This is a genomic window from Tenacibaculum finnmarkense genomovar ulcerans, from assembly GCF_900239495.1.
In the GTDB taxonomy this organism is placed as follows: Bacteria; Bacteroidota; Bacteroidia; order Flavobacteriales; family Flavobacteriaceae; genus Polaribacter; species Polaribacter ulcerans.
Window position 1 is genome coordinate 128,592 of record NZ_OENE01000025.1, and the last position, 21,820, is coordinate 150,411.

Below are 21,820 nucleotides of genomic sequence, written 5' to 3' on the forward strand. Positions count from 1 at the left end.
TTTTTTGACCTTAATTTCATATATTTGTAAGTATGCTAAAACAAAGTTTACATTATAAATTACTTCAAAAATTATCGCCACAACAAATTCAGTTAATGAAGTTGATTCAATTGCCTACCCAAGCTTTTGAAGAGCGTTTAAAGCAAGAAATTGAAGAAAACCCTGCTTTAGATACTGGTAAAGAAGAGCCTGAAAACTTTGAAGACACCTTAACAGATGCCGATTCTGATGATTATAATAATGATGAAGGAACTGAAAAAATAGATACTGATGATATCAATATTGATGAGTATTTAAGTGATGATGAGTATCCTAGTTATAAGACACAAGCAAATAATTATTCGGCTGATGATGAAGATAGACAAATTCCGTATGCAGCAGGAACAAGTTTTCATCAATCGTTAAATAATCAATTAACCACCTTTAGAATTAATGAAGAAGAACGCGCTATTGCCGATTTTTTAGTAGGAAGTATTGATGACAGCGGCTATATCCGTAGAGAAATTATCGATTTAGTGGATGATTTAGCTTTTACTCAAAATGTTTTTACATCCGAAGAAAAAGTAGAAAATGTTTTAATTAATGTGGTTCAGAAACTAGACCCTGTTGGTGTTGGTGCTCGTGATTTGAAGGAATGTTTAATTATTCAATTAAAATCAAAATCGGCAAAGCAAACAAGAACTTTGGCTATTGATATTCTTGAAAATGCTTTTGATCACTTTGTTAAAAAACATTATAAAAAACTACTCGAAAAGTTTAATATTGATGAAGATTATTTGAAAGAAATAATTGCCGAAATCGGAAAGTTAAACCCGAAACCTGGTAGTTCGTATGCTGGTAATAATAAATTAGCCGAACAGATTGTTCCCGATTTTTCAATACAAATTGTTGATGGTACTTTAGAATTGACCTTAAACTCGCGAAATGCTCCTGAACTGCACGTTTCACGAGAGTATAACAATATGTTAAAAGGCTATAGCGATGCTACAAAAAAGAGCAAAACTCAAAAAGATGCCGTCATGTTTATTAAGCAGAAATTAGATGCTGCTAAATGGTTTATTGATGCTATAAAACAACGTCAGCAAACCTTGTTAATTACCATGAACGCTATTATGTTACGTCAGGAAGCGTATTTTTTAACGGGTGATGAGCGTAAGCTAAAACCAATGATTTTAAAAGATATTGCTGATGAAATACACATGGATGTTTCTACGGTTTCAAGGGTTGCCAATAGTAAATATGTAACAACTCCTTACGGAACAAAACTGATAAAAGTATTTTTCTCGGAATCGATGAAAAATGATCAAGGTGAAGATGTTTCAACACGTGAAATTAAAAAAATATTAGAAACCGTTATTCAAGAAGAAGATAAACGCAAGCCACTTACAGACGAAAAATTATCTAAAATATTAAAAGAAAAAGGCTATCCTATTGCTCGAAGAACGGTTGCTAAGTACCGTGAGCAATTAGATATTTCGGTAGCAAGATTGCGTAAAGAAATATAAAAAATGCGTTGGCCTAAATTCATATCTACTATTTTACATCCGATTGTTATCCCTACAATTGGCATCATTTTATATTTTATTTTAACGCCTGTTTATTTAAGCCGTTATCAACAATATACTTTGTTAGGCGTGGTATTTGTTTCCACTTATATTATTCCGATACTTTTATTGATTTTTTTAAAAGCGGTAAAATATATAAAATCGTATGAAGTTTATGGAATTAAAGAACGTAAAATTCCAGTGTTTTTTATGATGTCTTTGCTATTTTTATTGGGTAAATTTTTCTCTGAAATAACAATTATTAAAGATTTAAGCTACTTGTTTTTTGGTGTGGTATTTGGCTTAGGGGTTATTTATATCCTTTTTTCATTAAAAATAAAAGCAAGTTTACATTTATTATCTTTAGGAGCTGCTACTGGCTATTTTTTACTTTTTCAACAAATACATAACATAACAACACTTCCTTTGATTATCGTTTTAATACTACTCTCAGGGCTTTCAGCTAGTGCTAGGCTTCATTTAAAAGCGCATACGGTTAAAGAAGTTTATTTGGGTTTTTTTATTGGTATAGCAAGTCCTTTTTTTGCATTTTACATATTATAATAAGTAAAAACTCAATCCAAAACGTACTATATTACTTCTAACTCTACACCCATTTGAAAAAGCATTTTTTAACAAAGGTGTTAATCCGTAATACACATGAAAATTAAAAGTTTTATACCCCGAACTAAGTGTTAATCCTGTTTGAAATTTATTATAACTAGCCGATTTTAAAACATCTTTAGCCTCAATAGTATCGGTATAACTAAAGGTATTGCTTAAATTATAACTAAAATTAATACCTGTGTAAAGCCTCCAAAAAGAAAAACTGTTTTGGGTAGATGTTCTTAATCGAAACTCAATAGGCATTTCAAGGGTATGTGTTTTTAGCTTATTAGCTGTTATCATGTAATTTCGCTGTAAATTATCGGGGTATTCTTTTACGGCTTCTACATTAAGATTAAACGCATCTATTGCATAGCCAAGCCCAATACCAACTGCCATTTTACCACTTTTTACAAGCGGAATATCTTTTATATACCCTGCCGAAAAACCAAATGAAAAAGTATTCTTATCAATTTTATTTGGTTGATTTGTTAAGGTATTAAAAGTTACGTTTAAATAAAGCTGATCTTCCCAATAACGATCGCCTATTTGCAAGGAATCTTTTTGAGAAAAAATAGCTATTGATAAAAATAAAAAAAAGAATATAAGACTATTTTTCATACGATGAATTTCACTAATTGTAATTAAAATTAGCTAAAAGTACACTTTTTTACATAAAAAAAGAGCAATCATAACGATTGCTCTTTTTGGTATTTATTTTTTAAAAAGTAATTACTTTTTAATATCTGCTGATTTATGCGTAGATAAACTTAATTTAAGAGCATTTACGTCTCTTAATTTCTCACGAATATCAGCTAAAGTACCAACACTCGATTCTTTATCCATCTTTATAGAAGTAGTCATAAAAGGAACTTCAGCTTCCGATACATTTCCTCTTTCTAAGAAAATAAAAGAAGGTACATCTTCTGGTGTAGCAATCTTATCGTTTAACTGAATTCTATTATAGCCCTTTCCATATTTAGCATCTTTTGCCTTACCAACATAAATAGTGCTCACTAAACTTTTACGTTCAAGCTTCTTTACTTCACTAGCACTAGGTAAACGAGGGTTTTCAATAGCTAAATCGCTTTCTCTCATTACCGTTGTTACCATGAAAAAGAATAATAACATAAAAACAATATCAGGAAGTGAAGAAGTATTCACTGCTGGCATCTCTTTTTTCTTATTTTTAAATTTAGACATACTTAAATTGTTTTAATACTATTGAACATTTGTTGGCTCGGTATCCGATATAATTTGAGGATAACTACTCTTAATATCTTCTACTTTTTTCCTTAATGCATCGTCTTTTCTTGCACCTGCTTTAAAAGTTTTGTCTAATTCCGTAAAGCTCATACCGTACTTTTGTTGGCATAATCTATTACGTAATTCAGCATATGCTTTTAATAATTCATTTTGAACAGCAACATACATACCAAACTCAGTACCTCTATCACTTTCAACAGAAATAATAGCTTTATTTGGATGATCTGATGAAAGTGGATCTTTAGCTCCTTGACAATAGTTACAAGCCGCACCTGCATCTTGTCCTGGCATTGGGTTACCAACACCACCACCGTTATCTATAAATTTAACAGCCGCATCTTTTAAGTCTTTTAACTCCATTCCCTCATCCTCTACGAATAACTGGTTATTTCTGTTAATAGCAACTTGAAAAATGTTTTTCTCTTTTACAATAGGTGGTACAACATCTGATTTTTCAGCTAACTTTTTAGGGATACCTGAATCTACGTCCATTGTAGTTGTTACAAGGAAAAAGATAAGTAGCAAGAATGCAATATCTGCCATAGAACCTGCATTAATTTCTGGATTTTCTCTTCTTGCCATGTTTACTTATGATTTAACGATTCCTTTTAATAAATCTACTACAAAAAATGTTCCTGCAATTGCACCTAAAATCAAGGTAAAACTAATTCCTGTTCCTACCCATTTAGAAATACTTCCTGCTGGAACTAATACTCCTGCATCAGGTCCTAATACCTGAGCATCAGAAGAGAATATATATGAAACCACTAAAATTACACCTAAAACAGAAAGACCTAATAAAGTTTTCTTTAAGGCAGCAGGGTTTTTAAACATACTCAATAATGAAATTACTACAGCAACAATTACAATTACAATTAGTAAATAATATGAATAACTTACTAAAGGAGACACTGCGTTAGAAACTGCTTCTACGTTTTCTTTGTCTATTATTACAACGTTTACAAATAGCCCAACACCAATAAGTGATATTAAAGCTACAAGCAATGTTAATATTTTATTATTCATACGATTGATTATTTTTTATACTTAGCTAATAAGTCGATTAAAGAAATTGAAGCATCTTCCATATTATTTACAATACTATCAATTTTAGAAACGATGTAATTATAAAAAATTTGTAAGATAATTGCTGCTACAAGACCAAATACAGTTGTTAAAAGTGCAATTTTAATACCACCTGCTACTACGGCTGGAGAAATATCATTTGCTACTGCGATCTTATCAAAAGCTTCAATCATACCAATTACAGTACCCATGAACCCTAACATCGGAGCTAATGCAATAAATAAAGATAACCAAGAAACATTTTTCTCTAATAATCCCATTTGTACACCACCGTACCCTACTACCGCTTTTTCAGCAGCCTCTAAACCTTCGTCAGATCTTTCTAATCCTTGGTAAAAGATAGAAGCAACAGGTCCTTTTGTATTTCTACAAACCTCTTTAGCAGCTTCAACACCACCAGAACTTAAAGCTTCATCTACACTTGCTACTAATTTCTTAGTATTGGTTGTAGCCATGTTTAAATAAATAATTCTTTCAATTGCAATTGCTAATCCTAAAATTAAAGCAACCAATACGATACCCATAAACTGAGGATCTCCTTCAATAAAACGTTGTTTTAACTCTTGGTGAAAAGTTTTTTCTGCTTCTTGAGCATTTGCTGACTGAATAGCCCCTAAAAACATAAATCCTGCAACAGTTAGGAAATTTACTACTTTCTTCATTTTGTTATAATTAATTTTAAATAGTTAATGGGTTAAAAATACAATTTTTACTAGAAAAAACTCAAATTTTTACAAATAAGTGTTAATTTTATTATTTGATAAAGTTAATTTTCAGACTGCCAAGTAACAAAAAAATCTTGGTACATTAAAAAAATTAAGGTTATTTATAACACATTTTTGTTTCTATAACTATTTCAGGTAGTTATCGTCATAAATTTAGTTAAAAAAATATCATTTAGTTAATTTCTCCACGTAACGATGTTTCAAAATAATGTTTAAATTCTTCTTTTGATAATTTTTCACCTAATAAATACATCATTTTAGCAATAGCAGTCTCTGTGGTGATATCTTTTCCATCAATAATTCCGATGCGTTTTAGGTCAGAACTGGTTTCATAATGCCCTAAAATAACACTTCCACCGGCACATTGTGTTACATTTACAATGTGAATTCCTTTAGATATTGCTTTTTCAATTAAATTTATGAACCATTTTTGGCTAGGTGCATTTCCCGATCCGTAAGTTTCTAAAACAATTCCTTTTAAATCAGGAATATTAATCAAGCTTTTTACAACCGCAGCAGTTATCCCTGGAAATAATTTTAAAATAGCGACATTATTATCTAATTTTTTTCTGAAGATAAGTTTATTTTCTGTTTTTTTAGGTTTAAACAGTACTGGATAATTAAAATTCAAATGCACGCCACTTACTGCTAAAGGCGGATAATTCATTGATGCAAAAGCCTCAAATTGTTCGGCATTTATTTTAGTGGTTCTATTAGCACGGTATAATTTGTATTCAAAATATAGCCCAACTTCTTGTATTACTGGTTTTCCGTTTTTATAAGTTGATGCTACTTGTATCGAGGTAATTAAGTTTTCCTTTGCATCGGTACGTAAATCACCAATTGGCAATTGCGAACCTGTAAAAATTACTGGTTTTTGTAAATTTTCAAACATAAAACTAATTGCTGATGATGTATATGACATGGTATCAGAACCCGTAAGCACTACAAAACCATCAAATTTATCATAATTATCGGCAATAATTTGCGCAATATCAGTATAATAACTCACATTCATATTAGACGAATCAATTGCTTGGTCAAATGAAATCGTGGTCATTTCACAATGTAATTGCTGTAATTCAGGTATTTTACTCGATATTTGGCTAAAATCAAAAGCTTTTAAAGCGCCTGTTTTATAATCTTTAACCATACCAATAGTTCCTCCTGTATATACGATTAAAATTTTAGGTTTTTTTTGATTTTTTGACATTTTGGTATTTTATTTTTTTGATTTTTTGATAAAAAATTTAATAATGGAATAATTTATGTTGTAAATTTATCAAACAAAACAATACAAACTTTTAAAACAACATAATTTATGATAGGTTTTTATGTACTGATAGGAATTATTTCGCTATGTAGCTGGTTAGTAAGCAGTATGCTTAAACGTAAATTTAAGAAATATTCACAGGTTCATTTAAAAAATGGCATGAGTGGCGCTGAAATTGCGCAAAAAATGTTAAACGATCACGGAATTAATGATGTAAAAGTAATTTCAACTCCAGGAATGTTAACAGATCATTACAACCCTCAAAACAAGACGGTTAATTTAAGTGAAGGTGTTTATAACCAACGAAATGCCGCATCAGCAGCCGTTGCAGCACACGAAGTTGGGCATGCTGTACAACATGCTAGGGCTTATGAATATTTACAAATGCGTTCAAAATTAGTACCGATGGTAAGTATTACTTCTAAGTATTCACAATGGATGGTTATTGGTGGAATTACCTTTGGAGCTGCTTCTGGTAACTCAGGAATTGGCTTTTACATTGCCATTGCAGGGTTAATTTTTATGGCAGTTGGTACGCTATTTAGTTTTGTAACTTTACCTGTTGAATATGATGCAAGTAATAGAGCTTTGGCTTGGCTAGAAGATAAACACATTGTAACTCGTGAAGAATTAGCGGGTTCAAAAGATGCGTTAAAATGGGCAGCAAGAACCTATTTAGTTGCTGCTTTAGGATCATTAGCTATGTTATTATATTGGGGAATGCGAATTTTAGGAAATAGAGATTAATATCACAGCTACTTTTAGCATTTATTAAAACTGAAAAAGCACTCCTTAATATAAGGAGTGCTTTTTTATGTGTTTATTTTTATTTTGAAGATTTAATAATTAATTTTCTTTGGATAAAAAAGAAATTAAATTTTACCACCACCAAGCAGCAGCATTCATGGTATCGCCCCCCATGGCGCTTGATGCTTTTTTATAATTTGTTTTATTTACTGATTTTTCTAAACTTGGGTATAATAAACGAACAGGCACTAAATTGCTATTTAAGTTTCCTGAACCTGCTTTTATAAAAGAAGGTTTTTTACTTCGTTTCCAATCAAACCATGCCTCTAAACCTACATGATATAATGACAGCCATTTTTGTTCGTATAATATTTCTGAAGTTGAATTATAGACCGCTGTATTTGTTAAAAAATCAGCAGGCATTTGTACTTTTAAATCATCGAAATTAGCTTTTACTGCTTTGTTATAATAAGCAGCGGCATTACCTACTGATATTAGTCCTTTTTCTTTTGCTTCAGCTAAAATAAAATTAAGTTCACTATAATTTAGTAAAACTCCTTTAACCATCGTTGCACTTTCAAAACAAGCTGTTGATTTTCTACTATACGCATCGGGTCTTCCTATAGCACCTAACGCCTGACCAGGTGCAACCCCTAATGTTAAATTTTGACTATCTTTTTTAGGGCTCAATAAAACATGTATACGAGGGTCATTATCTCCTTGCATTGTACGTATTAAATGAGTTGTTGGAATCAATCTAAAATAATCATAAGCCCTACCGCCACCTGGTTTACATACCGATGATATATCTGGTAAACTACCACTAAAATTATAGGTTGCATTATCGGCATTTGATTCAAATATTGGATATTTAGCAGGATTTGCTATCATCTGATTAAAAGCAACACTATTATTTTGCACATTACTTGTTCTTAATAACATTCGTAAATGCAAAGAATTTGCAAATTTTTTCCAACGCAACATATCGCCTTGATATAAAATATCGCCCGTTATATTTTTTGATAACTTTATTATTTTATTTGCTTCTGATAACTTTAATAATAAGTTTTTATAAATCTCTTTTTGAGCATCGTATTTTGGGTTTATAATTCCTTCTTTAGTCCTATTTGCTTCGCTGTAAGGAACATCACCATAAGCATCGGTAATAACACTAAATATATAGGCTTCTAAAACCAAACCAACCGCTAAATAATTCGTGTTATTATGCTCCTTTGCCAATTGTTTTAAATCTTTAACATCTTCTAAAATAGCATACATTGGCGACCAAAAACGATCGTCAGACTGCCATCTGTAAATATCTAAATCATTAAATTCGTAATAAGCTCCATACTGCGAAATTACCTCTCCAAAACCATAAGATTCATTCGTTAAATGATTTGATAAATCAAAAATTATTGAAGGTAAAAGTAATTGTTCACTAGCATTTTCAGGGCTATTTGGATTGGTGTTAATTGTTTCAAAACCGTTTGTACAAGCACTCAGCACTACAAAAATGACTGCGTAAATTATTTTTTTCATAATGATGTCTTCTTAAAATTTCATATTTAATTTAAATCCATAACTTTTTGATGATGGCAATTGAGTTACCTCAAAACCTGGTAATAAACTCCCGCCATTTAATGCCTGTGCTTCCGGATCAATATTAGGTACATCTGTCCATAAAAATAAATTTGATCCAACAACACTTAACGACATACTTTGCAAACCTAACAGGCTTGCTGTTTTATTATTAAGAGAATACCCAAAGCTTAATTGCCTTAATTTTACATAAGAAGCATCAAAAATATTTGCTTCCGCATTATTTCTTGGAATGGCATATGCCCATGCTTCGGCAGGTACTTTTACCGTGTTTTTTACATAACCATTATTACCATCACTCATAACACCATCGCCTACAACGCCATCTCTCCAAGATTCTGTTAGGGCTAAAATTCCGCTTTCTCTTCCTACGGCATTGGTGTATGAATATATTTCGCCACCCTGTCTAATATCAAATTGTGCCGATAAATTAAAACCTTTATAACTTATTGAACTTCCTAAGCCTAGCATCCAATCAGGGTTGTAATTCCCTACTTTTTTTCTATTTCCTGTTAAAGGCAATCCTTTTTCAAAAATTATTTCACCTGCTTTATTTCTGATAAATGATTCACCATAAATATCACCCATTTGACCACCAGGACGTGCTTCAACGGTTATATTATCAGGTCCTTCTGCAATAATAAAAGTATCTAAATTGTCTAATAAGTTAACCACTTCACTTTTATTTTTAGTGAAATTAGCCGTAATATCCCATTCAAAATCAGCCGTTTTTATAGGTTTTAATCCCAACGCTATTTCAAAACCATTATTCTTAATTTCTCCTGCATTTTGTACTATTGAATTGTATCCGTTTGCCCCTGAAACATTCATATTCAATATTTGATTTTTTGAAGTCGCGCTGTAATAAGTAGCGTCAAGTGATATGCGTTTATTCAAAAAATAACTCTCTATACCAAATTCTGTAGAAACCGTTGTTTCTGGTTTTAAATTTGCGTTTAGTAATTGACTAGAGTTGGTTAATGTGCCATTTAAAGTTCCATAATTATAGGCTGTTTTTAACCTGTAAGGATCGGTATCTTTACCTACTTTGGCAATGTTTGCTCTTACTTTTAAGAAGTCTATAAAGTTAGGCATTTGAAACACTTCCGAAGCAAGAAAAGACATGGAAGCCGCCGGATAAAAGTAAGAATTGTTACTACTAGGAAGCGTTGACGACCAATCGTTTCGAACAGAAAAATCTAAATATAAATATTTTTTAAAACCAATATTCGTAAAAGCATACACACTATTAATTTCTTTTTGATACAAGCTACTTCTTTTCACTGCACTTACATTGATATTTTGCGCGGTGTACATTCCTGGAATTGCCAAGCCATCACCCTGCATAAAACCTTCCGTTATTTTTTGCTTAAAAGTATTTGTTCCTAGGGATGTTTTTGTGGTAAAATCAGCAAAATTATTTGAATAACTTAATAAGGCATCGGCATTGAGTTCTGAAAACTTAATTTTTTGTTCTCTGTACATTCCGTTCGGGTTTCTATGCGAACCTATTGACCTTCTCGACCATCTAAAATCGTTTGACTCATCTAAACCAATACGTGTTAAAAGACTTAATTTATCTGTTAATTGATAATTTGAACTAATATTTCCTAACAATCTTGTTTTATTAAAAGCATTGATATTTTCATTCACAATAAACCAAGGATTGTCTCCCCATGAAAATAAACGGCGTTGCTTAACATCTTTTTCTATCCAATAATTTTTATGATCTTTTAAATCAGTATTAATATAATTCCATAATAAATTATACATAATCCCTTGGCTTCCGTAGCCTGAAACTGTTAAATTATCCGATTTTCTATTGATATAATTCGCATTGACATTAACCGTCCATTTATCGGTTATAGTACGACTCATATTTAACCTGTAATTATTTCCTTTTAAATTAGTATTTGGTACAATTCCCGTATTATGTACGTTTCCATAACTTAAATAAAAACTCCCTGTATCTGTTGATTTTGATAAGGCTATCGAGTTTTGAAAGCTAAAACCTGTTTTAAAAAAGTCTTTCAAATTATACCTATTTTTAAAAGGCTTTTTTACATATTCGCCTAAAGAAACCTCTTGATCTATAACTTTTCCATTTAAATCAGGACCAAAATTTGTACCGTAATCAGAAGCATATTTACCAGCCCAACCACCGCCAAATTTTGTTTGTAACTCAGGCAATCGTAAAGCTGTTGATGCCATTGTAGATGAATTTATTTCCACCCCAATTCCGTTATTTTTCTTTCCTTTTTTTGTCGTAATTACAATAACTCCATTAGCCGCTCTTGACCCATATAAAGCCGATGCAGCAGCACCTTTTAATACCGTTACACTTTCAAAATCATCGGCATTAAGTTCCGACAATCCGTTACCGTAATCAGTAGGCATATCTCGTTGATTTGTTGCATTACCTCCTACCCCAAATATGTTGTTATTCACTGGAGTTCCATCTAAAATAAACAACGGTTCATTGCTATTTATATTTAATGAACTCTCGCCACGTATTACCACCCTACTCGAACTCGCCACACCTGTGCTTGCCCCGGTAACCTGTAAACCCGCTACTTTACCCGATAAACTATTGACTATATTATTGGTTTTTACGATATTTATATCGGCAGCTTTAAGTTCTGTAGCCGAATATCCTAAGGCTTTTTTCTCTTTTTTTATTCCTAATGAAGTAATAATAACCTCCGCTAATTGATTCGCATCTTCTTTTAAAATTATCTTTAAAAATTTTGTTGATTTCACTCTAATAAAACGAGTTTTAAACCCCATAAATGAAACCACTAATTCATCATTAATAGCAGCTTTTAATGTAAAAACACCATCAAAATTAGTACTTGTTCCTTTTGCCTTTTTTTTGATGATAATATTTGCACCCGTTATAGGCATATCAAATTCATCTACAACTTTTCCTTTAATTTCAGTCTGCGCTAGTATAACCGACGAAATCATGACAATTAAAAATGTTAAAATCTTATTCATTAGTATGTATTTAATTAATTAGAAGTCTTAAAACAGGAGTTTATCATTTAAAAAACAATCAAAATTGATATTTTTTAAATTTATTACTGATGCAAAACTACAGTAGATGAAAATAAACTGAACATCTGTTCAGTTAAAAAAAAGACACTAGAATATTATTTAATTATGGCTTAAATGTTATCAATGTTAGCTAAACATCATTAGTTTTTAGTTCTTATATTTGATATAAAAACAAACTATGGGCAGAAAAAATATGAGTACTATTCGTAAAAAAGAAATGATTATTGGTTTTTATGAACTCTCAAAAAAAATTGGTTTAGAAAATGTTTCTATTGGTAAACTTGCCGAGCATTTACAAATAAGTAAAAGCCTGGTAATGCACTATTTTAACAATAAAGCCCTCTTACTTAAAGAATTAAATAATTATATATTAGAGAAATATTTATTAATTATAAATTCCGAAGAAAACATTTCTATAAAACACAAGGATGATTTAAATGCGTTTATCAAAAATTTATTTACAAGAAAATGGAATGATTATATTGATGATGGCGTATTTTATAGTTTATACGCTTTAATTTATAGAGATGAAGAGTTGCGTGAAAATTTTAATAATTTCAACAAGATATTACATCTAGCGTTACACAAAAAATTAACACAAGCAAAAGAACGCCATATTATTAGCAATGATAATATTGATACCTTAACTGAAATTATTTTCGCAATGATTGATGGTGGCTATTATTATTTAGGAACTCAAACAAACGATTCTGAAACCTATAACAAACAGGTAGAAATTTACTTGAATCACATTAACACATTTATCATTTACAAATAATAGGTTAATTAGCACGGTGATGTATTTTTATAATGGTAAATAAGGCTATTAATCCCCAGAAAAAATTAACCACCATATTGGGGTAATCTTTATTTGGCATCGCATTTACAATTAAACAGCAAGCACCTAAAACATTCAAAAAATGATATGTTTTTTTTCGGGAAGATAATTTCTCTAAACTTAAAAACAGGTACGATATAATATAAAGTATGGTTCCTAACCAGCCTATTAGGGTAAAAAATGTCATTTTTAATTGTTATAAAAAAAGCACTCATTAATATGCTAATGAGTGCTTTTTTAGGGTTACTTTTATTTTCTTTGGATAAAAAAGTTTTAAAATAATCTTTAAACAATTATTAAAAGAAACTTAATCATTTAATTTTAAAACAGCCATAAATGCTTCTTGAGGAATTTCAACATTACCTACCTGACGCATTCTTTTCTTACCTTTTTTCTGCTTTTCTAATAACTTACGCTTACGTGAAATATCACCACCATAACATTTTGCTGTTACATCTTTACGTAAAGCTTTTGTAGTTTCTCTGGCAATAATTTTAGCTCCAATTGCTGCCTGAATAGGAATATCAAATTGTTGACGAGGAATTAATTGCTTTAATTTTTCTACAATTTTTTTACCGATTGTATAAGCATTATCTGCGTGTAATAAAGCAGATAAAGCATCTACAGGGTCACCGTTTAATAGAATATCTACACGAACTAATTTAGATGTTCTCATTCCTATTGGCGAATAATCAAAAGAAGCATATCCTTTTGAAACTGTTTTTAAACGATCGTAAAAATCGAAAACGATTTCCGCTAAAGGCATATCAAAAGTTAATTCAACTCTTTCGGTAGTTAAATAGGTTTGATTTACAATTTCCCCTCTTTTTTCAATACAAAGCGACATTACTTGCCCAACAAAGTCAGATTTTGTAATGATTGATGCTTTAATAAAAGGTTCTTCAACTTTCTCTAATCTTGATGGGTCTGGTAAATCTGTCGGATTGTTTAATAATACAATTTCCGTAGGATTTTTCTTGGTATATGCGTGATAAGAAACGTTGGGAACAGTCGTAATTACTGTCATATTAAATTCACGTTCTAAACGTTCTTGGATAATTTCCATGTGTAACATTCCTAAGAATCCACATCGAAAACCAAAACCTAATGCTGCTGAACTTTCTGGTTGAAATACCAAAGAAGCATCATTTAATTGTAATTTTTCCATTGAATTACGTAATTCCTCATAATCCTCTGTATCCACAGGATAAATACCTGCAAAAACCATTGGTTTTACATCTTCAAAACCATCAATAAGGCTTTCTGTTGGATTTTCAAAATCAGTAATTGTATCTCCTACTTTTACTTCTTTTGCAACTTTAATCCCTGTAATTAAATACCCTACGTCTCCTGTTTTTACTTCTTGCTTTACTTCTTGTTCTAGCTTTAAAGTACCAACTTCATCGGCTTTATATTCCGTTCCTGTTGACATAAATTGAATACGCTGATTCTTTTTAATAGAACCGTCAATTACTCTAAAATACGTTTCAATTCCTCGGTAAGAATTGTAAACAGAATCAAAAATTAAGGCTTTTAAAGGCGCATCAGGGTTTCCTGACGGCGCTGGAACTTTCGCGATAATTGCTTCTAGAATTTTATCAACCCCAAAACCTGTTTTTCCACTTGCGTGAATTACATCTTCGGGTTCACAGCCTAATAAATCAACAATATCATCGGTAACTTCTTCAGGGTTTGCCGATGGTAAATCAACTTTATTTAAAACTGGAATAATTTCCAAGTCATTATCTAAAGCTAAATATAAATTAGAAATTGTTTGCGCCTGAATACTTTGTGCCGCATCGACAATTAACAACGCGCCTTCACAAGCGGCAATTGAACGAGATACTTCATATGAAAAATCTACGTGACCTGGCGTGTCTATTAAATTCAGAACATAATCTTCACCTTCAAAAGTATAATCCATTTGAATGGCGTGCGACTTTATGGTAATACCACGTTCACGTTCTAAATCCATGCTGTCTAACAACTGTGATTTCTTTTCTCGCTCCGTTACAGCACCTGTATAATCTAATAATCTATCGGCAAGCGTGCTTTTACCGTGATCAATATGTGCAATAATGCAAAAATTTCTAATTTTCTTCATACTTCGTATATCTAACCTCTTATGACTGACAAAGATACTTTATTGAAAATCGTTGTACAATTAAAAATTTATGCATTAAAGTTTTATTGTATAAAAAACAACAATATTAGCTTTATCTAAAAAAAGTTTTAGACTTATCTAAAAATAAATTACATTTGCCATAAAATAATTTAATATCCTGTTAAAATGAGCAATACTTGTATAACTCGTATCGAGAACTATTGGAAAATAAAAACTAAAAATGCAAATGATTTGTTTAATAAAGGGAACTACAACGAAGCCTTAACCTATTATACGGATGCTTTATATAGAGCCGAAGTTTTAACAAAAAATACAAAAACTTGCAATAATGTTGGTATTCCTTTTATGCAGGTTTATATGATTTCGTGTAACAATATTGCCAATACTTATAAAGAGTTAGGAAAGCCTAAACAAGCCATTAAAATATTAAAAAATTCGGTGTATTATTTATTGCATTTAATAGAAAATAATAAGAATTCTATACCTGAAATTCAGTCAGAATTGCGAAGAGCAACCGTTAACTATTTTAATTTTTCAGAAGAAATTCAATACACAAACAAAGAAGATCATTTAATGTTAGTTTTAAAAGAAAACTTGTTAAAAAACGAGGCTTAAACTATAAAAATCAACAAAAAATCACTAAAAAAGCTAAAAATGACTAAGAAAATAAGCATTATAGTAGGAAGTTTACGCAAAGGCTCTTACGCTCGTAAAACCGCCAAAAATGTATTAAATATGTTTCCTGAAAATTTTGAAGTAAGCATTGTTGAAATTAGAAATTTACCTTTATATAATTTCGATTATGACGACCCAATAGAAACTGATTTCCCAACGCCCAAAGAATATACCGAGTTTCGAAATACCGTAAAATCTTCGGATGGAATTTTATTTGTAACCCCCGAAAATAACAGAACAATTCCTGCCTGCTTAAAAAATGCAGTTGATATTTGCTCAAAACCTAATAATGATGTGGCCTGGAAAAATAAACCAAATGCCATTATAAGCCATTCGGTAGGAAAAATGGGCGGTTATAGTTCACAAAAAAACCTGCGATTGGCGTTATCTTATTTTGATATGCCAAGCGTTCAACAGCCTGAAGTCTTTTTAGGAAACTCCCCTACTTATTTTGATGAAAACGGCAGTATAAACGTACAAAGAACCAAGGATTTTTTACAAGATTACATCAATAGGTTTAGTGATTTAGTTGAAAAAAATAAAGCTATGTAAAGTCAAGTGAAGTGAAGTGTCTGTTAATAATTCGCTGTAACGGCTTAAAAACTGTTATGGCGAATTTTTTTATTTCTTCTATTGTATATTTGCAGCAATTAAATTTTAAATTTTTTATCGATGTTTAAAAAAACACTGCTATTTGCTGGATTCTTATTAGTATTAACTTCTTGTTGGAAAAACAGAAGCCCTGAAGATTTAATCCGTTTAAAGGAAAAATTCAAATCACAAGTTTCTACTTTCGAGAGTAAAAAGGAAACGGCTAATAAAAAAATAACCAAAGGTTTAAAATCATTAGGAGCCTTAAAATTAGCTTTAGAAGATGCAAAAAATGAAGACAGAGAATTTGCGCGTGTTTATGGCGATTGGGAAAAAGTAAATAGAAAAGTAAACAATCTTAATAACGAATTTGAAGATTTAAAGGCAAAAGCAGCAAACTTATTTACTGCAATGGAAACGCAAAGCAATAGTTTAAGCGATGTCGCTACTAAAACCACCCTTTTATCTGCTATCAATAAAGCAAAATCAAAATACAATAAAACACTTGCCAATACCGCAAAAGCAATCGATAAATTAAGACTTTTACATACTGATGCTGTTGAAATTGTAAAAGCTCTAGAAGTTGCAGCGGCACTAAATTCGTTCGATTCAATCAACGGGCAGATGAAAAGTATTGAACAAAGAGTGGACGGTATTATGCAAGAATTGAATATTGCCGTTACAGAAAGTAAAAATTTATACGAGAAAAAAATAACAGAATTAGGTAAATAATTCAATGCGTTTTTTAAATAGCATATAAATACAATTAAATACGACTATAAAATTTTGATAAAAATAGGCAATATAGAACTTCCTGATTTTCCGCTATTATTAGCGCCGATGGAAGATGTGAGTGATCCACCATTTAGAGCTTTGTGTAAAGAAAATGGTGCCGATGTGGTTTATACTGAATTTATTTCTTCGGAAGGATTAATTCGTGATGCTGCAAAAAGTGTAATGAAATTAGATATTTACGAAAAAGAACGCCCAGTTGGTATTCAAATATTTGGTGCTAATTTAGATTCAATGCTACAATCTGTAGAAATTGTTGAAAAATCAAACCCTGATATTATTGATATCAATTTTGGATGTCCTGTTAAAAAAGTAGTTTCTAAAGGAGCTGGTGCAGGTATTTTAAAAGATATTGATTTAATGGTTTCGCTTACCGAAGCTATGGTAAAACACACCAATTTACCTGTAACGGTTAAAACTCGTTTAGGTTGGGATGATGATTCTATTAAAATTGTAGAAGTTGCCGAACGCCTCCAAGATGTCGGCTGTGCTGCGATTTCTATCCACGGAAGAACTCGTGCGCAAATGTATAAAGGCGAAGCAAATTGGGCACCAATTGCAGAAGTAAAAAATAACCCAAGAATGCACATTCCTGTTTTTGGAAATGGTGATGTTGATACACCTGAAAAAGCCATGAGAATGCGTGATGTATACGGTTTAGACGGCTGTATGATTGGTAGAGCTTCTATTGGATATCCTTGGTTTTTTAACGAGATAAAACACTATTTTAAAACAGGTGAATATTTAGCAAAGCCAAACATCGCACAGCGTGTGGAAATGGCTCGAAGACATTTGCAAATGGCAATTGATTGGAAAGGACCTGTTTTAGGGGTTTTTGAAACACGAAGACATTACACCAATTACTTTAAAGGAATCCCACATTTTAAAGAATATAGAATGAAAATGGTTACTTCGGATGCTCCAGAAGATGTTTTTAAAGCGCTTGATGAAGTAGAAGCAAAATTTGGAAATATGATTATTCCTGATATTAGGTAATACTATAAGTTATATTTTTTGGATATAACAAACTACCAATCCTCGCCTATTTTAAAAATATGTGAGGATTTTTTTTGTTTCATTTGGATCCTGTTTAAAAATTAAAACTAAATTCTCGTCATACTGAATTTATTTCAGCATCGCATCAACAGGAGAACTAAAGCAAATTAGGATGTGAACTTAAAATAAATTTAGTTTGACCGATGATATTCCTTATTTTCCTGTTATATTTTTTTTCAAATGAAATTTAAATAGGTTCTTAATCTTTTATTTACTAATTTAGAGGAAATTTATCTATCTAAAAAAAACAAGAAAAATGAAAAAATTGCAACTTATAGTTACACTACTCGCTTTTTTAGCGTTCAATACGCAAGTAAAAGCTCAAAATTCTAATTTACCTCAAAACGCAAAACCAGGAATATGCTACGAACGATGTTTTGAGTATGACAAAAAAATTGAATGGAAAGAAGTTGATTGTTCAAAAGTTAAGCAAGAAAAATCAAAAAAAGAACTTGTAAAATGTGAACAAGATAAAATCAAATTAAAAAAATATCAAGAGAAATTAAAATCTCTTGGCTACGATGTTCAAGCAACAGGGTATATTAATAATAAGACAGTAAAAGCACATCATAAGTATTTAAAAAAGCAACGAAAAGCTGCTAAAAGAAAACGAAAATTAGAAAGAAAACAGCAGAGAAAACTCAGCAGAAAAAACTCAAAAAGATAAACTACCAATCCTCGCTTATTGCAAAATAAGTGAGGATTTTTTATTTCTTCTGATAAATTTACAAAAATTTACTTTTCAATAAAAGCTTTCGAAATTCTCGAACTCGCAATTTTTGCTGAAATATAGCCTAATATTAAAATAGTAAGCATAACAACTAATAAATTAAACCATCTAAACTCTACTGGATAGGCTAAATTTTGGGTAATCATAAAAAGTTCGTAACGCTGTTGAATTATCACCAATAAAACACCTAAAACAAGCCCTACAAACATTCCTGCAAGAGTCAATAAAAAACCTTGTAACACAAATATTTTTTTAATTTCATCAATACTTGCTCCTAAATTATATAGTGTTTTTAGGTTTTGACGCTTGTCAATAATCATCATTATAATAGAACCGATTACATTAAATAAGGCAATGGCTATTATTAAGGTAAAAATTAAATACGAAATAAAATTTTCAGTATTAATTACTTTATAATACAAGGCATTTAATTGCGCTCTGGTTTTTACTTCAAAATTATCACCTAATTTTTGTTGTAATTTCTGTTGAAAATCATCTAAATTAGCAGTTGGTTGTAATTTTAGTTCGATTCCTGAAATTTGATTTTCAGTATAATTTAACAACTCTTGCGCTAAAGATAATTCAGTAAAAACATATTTATTTTGAAATTCTTCTGAACCTGAATACGCTCCTATTACTTGCGTATCAACAGAAGTATAGGCATTATTTGCATTTACAAAACCTTTTCCTGGCTTGGGAACCATAATTTGTAAGGGCGCTCCAAAATTTAAAACTCCTAACGACAATTTATAGGAAATTCCGTAGCCAATAACTGCCGTATTTTTAAACTCAGGATCAACCCAAGTACCAATAGTTAATAGTGAATCTACAGGAATAATATCCTTATAACTAGCATCTACCCCTTTAATATAAGCAATGTGTGTTTTATCTTTATATTTTAAAAACACACGTTCTTCTATTACTTTTGATATTGTCTTTATTTCAGTATCTTTTATTAATTTCTGATGAACATCATCAGAATATTCAAAAGATTTCCCTTTTACGATACTTATTTTGATATCAGGATCTGAGGCATTTAACAAAGAATCACTAAAAGTTCTTAATCCTGAAAAGCCTGATAAAATAACAAACAACGCCAAAGCCCCTACAACAACGCTAAAAACAGCTATAAATGTAATAATATTTATAGCGTTGGTGCTTGTTTTAGAAAACAGGTATCTTTTAGCGATGTATAAAGGAAATTTCAAATTTTAATAAATTTTAATTAGCAATGTAAAGAAAATTTATTAACGTTTTTGACGACGTGGCAATACATCTGGGTTTTGAATAGGATCTACATCATCACCTTTTAAAGACTTATCAATTTCTTCAATATAATCTAAACTATCATCACCAAAAAATAATAATTCTGGCATTCTTCTTAATTGATTTCTTGTACGTTTTGCTAATTCATGACGAATTAACGGCGTGTTAGAAATTACACCTTGTACAATTTCATCTCTTTTATCCGAAGGAAAAACGCTTAAATATATTTTAGCGACTCCTAAATCGGCAGTTACTGAAACTTTAGATACCGATATAATTACTCCTTTCATTCCATTTTGTGCCGCACGCTGTAACACATCTACCAAATCTAATTGCAATACTCCTGCAATTTTTCGTTGTCTATTCGTTTCTTCCATGCTGCAAATTTAAGGATAAAATTACGGAGTGTAAATTTTATTTTTCAACTAATAATAAAAGCTTTAAAAGCACCTCTTTTTTAGCCGATAAAAACTTCTTATATTTTATTATTTTTACCCTATGGATAAAATAGAACATATTGGTATTGCGGTAAAAAATTTAGAAAAATCAAATGAATTATTTGCTTCACTTTTTGGAAAACCACATTATAAAATGGAAGAAGTAGCTAGTGAAGGCGTTAAAACTTCTTTTTTTAAATCAGGAGAAAATAAAATTGAACTCCTTGAAGCTACAAATTCTGAAAGCCCTATTGCTAAATTTATAGCAAAAAAAGGCGAAGGCGTTCATCATATTGCTTTTGCAGTTGCCGATATAAAATCAGAAATAAAACGCCTACAAAAGGAAGGTTTTACCCTATTAAATGAAACACCAAAAAAAGGCGCAGACAATAAATTAGTCGCTTTTTTACACCCTAAAACAACAAATGGTGTTTTAATTGAATTATGTCAAGAAATCGAATAATACATTCATTTAAAACATCGTAAATATTTGTATCTTGCAAAGTCTAAAACACCTATTCAAGCATGTCTAATTCTTTTGACTCTTTTCAAAAACGCCGCCTACAAACCTCATACATTTCTGTAGTAGTAAGCATTGCATTGGTGCTTTTTATGATGGGGATTTTAGGGCTTCTATTGCTTAAATCAACCAATGTAGCCAATCATTTTAAAGAAAAAGTAGTCATGACGCTATTTTTAAAAGATGCAGTTACCAAAACACAACGTCAAAAATTTATAGCAACCCTTGAAAAGGAAAAATACAGCAAAAAGGTGGTTTATATATCTAAAGAAAAAGCCGCTAAAATATACAAAGAAGATTTAGGCGAAGATTTTTTAGCCTTTTTAGGCGATAATCCACTTAAAAACGGCATTGACATTTATTTAAAAGCCGATTTTGTAATGCCTGAAAAAATGGATATTATAAAAAAACAGTTTGGTAAAAATGATTTTGTTGCAGAAATAAATTACGATAAACCCTTGGTTAAATTGCTAACAAAAAACATTAAACAAATTAGTTTTTGGCTGTTAGTTTTAAGCGGTTTCTTTGGATTAATGGTTATTTTATTAATCAATAGCTCTATCCGATTATCTATTTATTCGAAACGATTTAACATAAAAACCATGCAAATGGTGGGCGCAACAAAAAGTTTTATACGCCGTCCTTTTATTTTCCAAAGTATCAAATTAGGGCTTTTAGGTGCTTTTATTTCTTTATGCGGATTAGCATTTGTGGTGTATTATATAAACAAACACATTCCTAACTTAAATTTATTAGCCGATTACACTTCGCTAATCTATTTAGCTGTCGGTGTTTTATTTACGGCATTTTTAATTACTTGTATCAGCACATTTTTTGCAACACAGCGTTTTTTAAACTTACAAACAAACGATTTATATTACTAAAAT

General features: G+C 30.8%; 23 protein-coding genes. 11 read left to right on the top strand and 12 right to left on the bottom strand.

Going from position 1 to position 21,820, the window contains the following annotated elements:
- The first annotated feature begins 32 nt into the window (after positions 1-32).
- Complete coding sequence (gene rpoN, locus DPIF8902391_RS08685; protein ID WP_172505584.1) at positions 33-1,505, top strand: RNA polymerase factor sigma-54; 1,473 nt, start codon at positions 33-35, stop codon at positions 1,503-1,505.
- A 3-nt stretch (positions 1,506-1,508) separates the two neighbouring features.
- On the top strand, positions 1,509-2,108 hold the full coding sequence (locus DPIF8902391_RS08690; protein ID WP_058884233.1) for a hypothetical protein: 600 nt from the start codon (positions 1,509-1,511) through the stop codon (positions 2,106-2,108).
- On the opposite strand, the gene DPIF8902391_RS08695 is transcribed toward DPIF8902391_RS08690, so the two are convergent.
- The 6 genes from DPIF8902391_RS08695 to DPIF8902391_RS08720 form a co-directional block, all read right to left on the bottom strand.
- Positions 2,103-2,771: a porin family protein gene (locus DPIF8902391_RS08695; protein ID WP_058884232.1), complete on the bottom strand. Its 669-nt coding sequence runs from the start codon at positions 2,769-2,771 to the stop codon at positions 2,103-2,105. The genes DPIF8902391_RS08690 and DPIF8902391_RS08695 overlap by 6 nt on opposite strands.
- Positions 2,772-2,882: 111 nt before the next feature.
- Entirely contained in the window at positions 2,883-3,353 is a 471-nt protein-coding gene (locus DPIF8902391_RS08700; RefSeq protein ID WP_058884231.1) for an ExbD/TolR family protein, read from the bottom strand.
- Positions 3,354-3,371: 18 nt separating this feature from the next.
- Complete coding sequence (locus DPIF8902391_RS08705; RefSeq protein ID WP_058884230.1) at positions 3,372-3,998, bottom strand: ExbD/TolR family protein; 627 nt, start codon at positions 3,996-3,998, stop codon at positions 3,372-3,374.
- A gap of 6 nt (positions 3,999-4,004) precedes the next feature.
- Positions 4,005-4,442, bottom strand: a complete 438-nt coding sequence (locus tag DPIF8902391_RS08710) for a hypothetical protein (RefSeq protein WP_058884229.1) — start codon at positions 4,440-4,442, stop codon at positions 4,005-4,007.
- An 8-nt stretch (positions 4,443-4,450) separates the two neighbouring features.
- Positions 4,451-5,164, bottom strand: coding sequence for a MotA/TolQ/ExbB proton channel family protein (locus DPIF8902391_RS08715; protein WP_058884228.1), 714 nt, complete (start codon positions 5,162-5,164; stop codon positions 4,451-4,453).
- A gap of 235 nt (positions 5,165-5,399) precedes the next feature.
- A complete protein-coding gene (locus tag DPIF8902391_RS08720) occupies positions 5,400-6,440 on the bottom strand; it encodes an asparaginase (RefSeq protein ID WP_058884227.1) in 1,041 nt (346 codons plus the stop codon).
- 108 nt (positions 6,441-6,548) lie between these two features.
- On the opposite strand from DPIF8902391_RS08720, the gene DPIF8902391_RS08725 reads away from it, so the two are divergent.
- Positions 6,549-7,247, top strand: coding sequence for a zinc metallopeptidase (locus DPIF8902391_RS08725; protein ID WP_058884226.1), 699 nt, complete (start codon positions 6,549-6,551; stop codon positions 7,245-7,247).
- Positions 7,248-7,379: 132 nt separating this feature from the next.
- Here DPIF8902391_RS08725 and DPIF8902391_RS08730 read toward each other — a convergent pair whose 3' ends face one another.
- Both DPIF8902391_RS08730 and DPIF8902391_RS08735 read right to left on the bottom strand, forming a co-directional pair.
- On the bottom strand, positions 7,380-8,786 hold the full coding sequence (locus DPIF8902391_RS08730) for a SusD/RagB family nutrient-binding outer membrane lipoprotein (protein ID WP_058884225.1): 1,407 nt from the start codon (positions 8,784-8,786) through the stop codon (positions 7,380-7,382).
- Positions 8,787-8,798: 12 nt separating this feature from the next.
- Positions 8,799-11,843 carry a SusC/RagA family TonB-linked outer membrane protein gene (locus DPIF8902391_RS08735; protein WP_172505585.1) on the bottom strand — a complete coding sequence of 1,015 codons (3,045 nt, stop codon included), beginning with the start codon at positions 11,841-11,843 and terminating at the stop codon, positions 8,799-8,801.
- Positions 11,844-12,081: 238 nt separating this feature from the next.
- Between DPIF8902391_RS08735 and DPIF8902391_RS08740 the strand changes: the two genes are divergently transcribed.
- A complete protein-coding gene (locus DPIF8902391_RS08740) occupies positions 12,082-12,681 on the top strand; it encodes a TetR family transcriptional regulator (protein WP_172505586.1) in 600 nt (199 codons plus the stop codon).
- 4 nt (positions 12,682-12,685) lie between these two features.
- Here the strand turns inward: DPIF8902391_RS08740 and DPIF8902391_RS08745 are convergent, their stop codons facing one another.
- Together DPIF8902391_RS08745 and lepA are read right to left on the bottom strand one after the other, a co-directional pair.
- Positions 12,686-12,928, bottom strand: a complete 243-nt coding sequence (locus DPIF8902391_RS08745) for a CBU_0592 family membrane protein (protein WP_101954966.1) — start codon at positions 12,926-12,928, stop codon at positions 12,686-12,688.
- A 120-nt stretch (positions 12,929-13,048) separates the two neighbouring features.
- Positions 13,049-14,845, bottom strand: a complete 1,797-nt coding sequence (gene lepA, locus DPIF8902391_RS08750) for a translation elongation factor 4 (protein ID WP_058884221.1) — start codon at positions 14,843-14,845, stop codon at positions 13,049-13,051.
- A 186-nt stretch (positions 14,846-15,031) separates the two neighbouring features.
- Between lepA and DPIF8902391_RS08755 the strand changes: the two genes are divergently transcribed.
- The 5 genes from DPIF8902391_RS08755 (at position 15,032) to DPIF8902391_RS08775 (ending at position 18,647) form a co-directional block, all read left to right on the top strand.
- On the top strand, positions 15,032-15,481 hold the full coding sequence (locus DPIF8902391_RS08755; protein ID WP_058884220.1) for a tetratricopeptide repeat protein: 450 nt from the start codon (positions 15,032-15,034) through the stop codon (positions 15,479-15,481).
- 39 nt (positions 15,482-15,520) lie between these two features.
- Complete coding sequence (locus DPIF8902391_RS08760) at positions 15,521-16,093, top strand: NADPH-dependent FMN reductase (protein ID WP_172505587.1); 573 nt, start codon at positions 15,521-15,523, stop codon at positions 16,091-16,093.
- Between the two features lie 120 nt (positions 16,094-16,213).
- The gene (locus DPIF8902391_RS08765) at positions 16,214-16,864 is read left to right on the top strand and encodes an ATP-binding protein (protein WP_058884218.1); all 651 of its coding nucleotides are present in this window, start codon (positions 16,214-16,216) and stop codon (positions 16,862-16,864) included.
- Positions 16,865-16,918: 54 nt separating this feature from the next.
- Complete coding sequence (gene dusB, locus DPIF8902391_RS08770) at positions 16,919-17,920, top strand: tRNA dihydrouridine synthase DusB (RefSeq protein WP_172505588.1); 1,002 nt, start codon at positions 16,919-16,921, stop codon at positions 17,918-17,920.
- 316 nt (positions 17,921-18,236) lie between these two features.
- On the top strand, positions 18,237-18,647 hold the full coding sequence (locus tag DPIF8902391_RS08775; protein WP_172505589.1) for a hypothetical protein: 411 nt from the start codon (positions 18,237-18,239) through the stop codon (positions 18,645-18,647).
- 68 nt (positions 18,648-18,715) lie between these two features.
- Here the strand turns inward: DPIF8902391_RS08775 and DPIF8902391_RS08780 are convergent, their stop codons facing one another.
- Together DPIF8902391_RS08780 and rbfA are read right to left on the bottom strand one after the other, a co-directional pair.
- Positions 18,716-19,918, bottom strand: coding sequence for an ABC transporter permease (locus DPIF8902391_RS08780; RefSeq protein WP_172505590.1), 1,203 nt, complete (start codon positions 19,916-19,918; stop codon positions 18,716-18,718).
- A 39-nt stretch (positions 19,919-19,957) separates the two neighbouring features.
- Positions 19,958-20,353, bottom strand: coding sequence for a 30S ribosome-binding factor RbfA (gene rbfA, locus DPIF8902391_RS08785; RefSeq protein WP_101902507.1), 396 nt, complete (start codon positions 20,351-20,353; stop codon positions 19,958-19,960).
- Between the two features lie 121 nt (positions 20,354-20,474).
- On the opposite strand from rbfA, the gene mce reads away from it, so the two are divergent.
- Positions 20,475-20,876 (top strand): methylmalonyl-CoA epimerase, encoded by a 402-nt coding sequence (gene mce, locus DPIF8902391_RS08790; RefSeq protein WP_058884211.1) that lies wholly within the window; start codon positions 20,475-20,477, stop codon positions 20,874-20,876.
- Positions 20,877-20,938: 62 nt separating this feature from the next.
- Positions 20,939-21,817, top strand: a complete 879-nt coding sequence (locus tag DPIF8902391_RS08795) for a cell division protein FtsX (protein ID WP_058884210.1) — start codon at positions 20,939-20,941, stop codon at positions 21,815-21,817.
- The last annotated feature ends 3 nt before the right edge of the window (positions 21,818-21,820 follow it).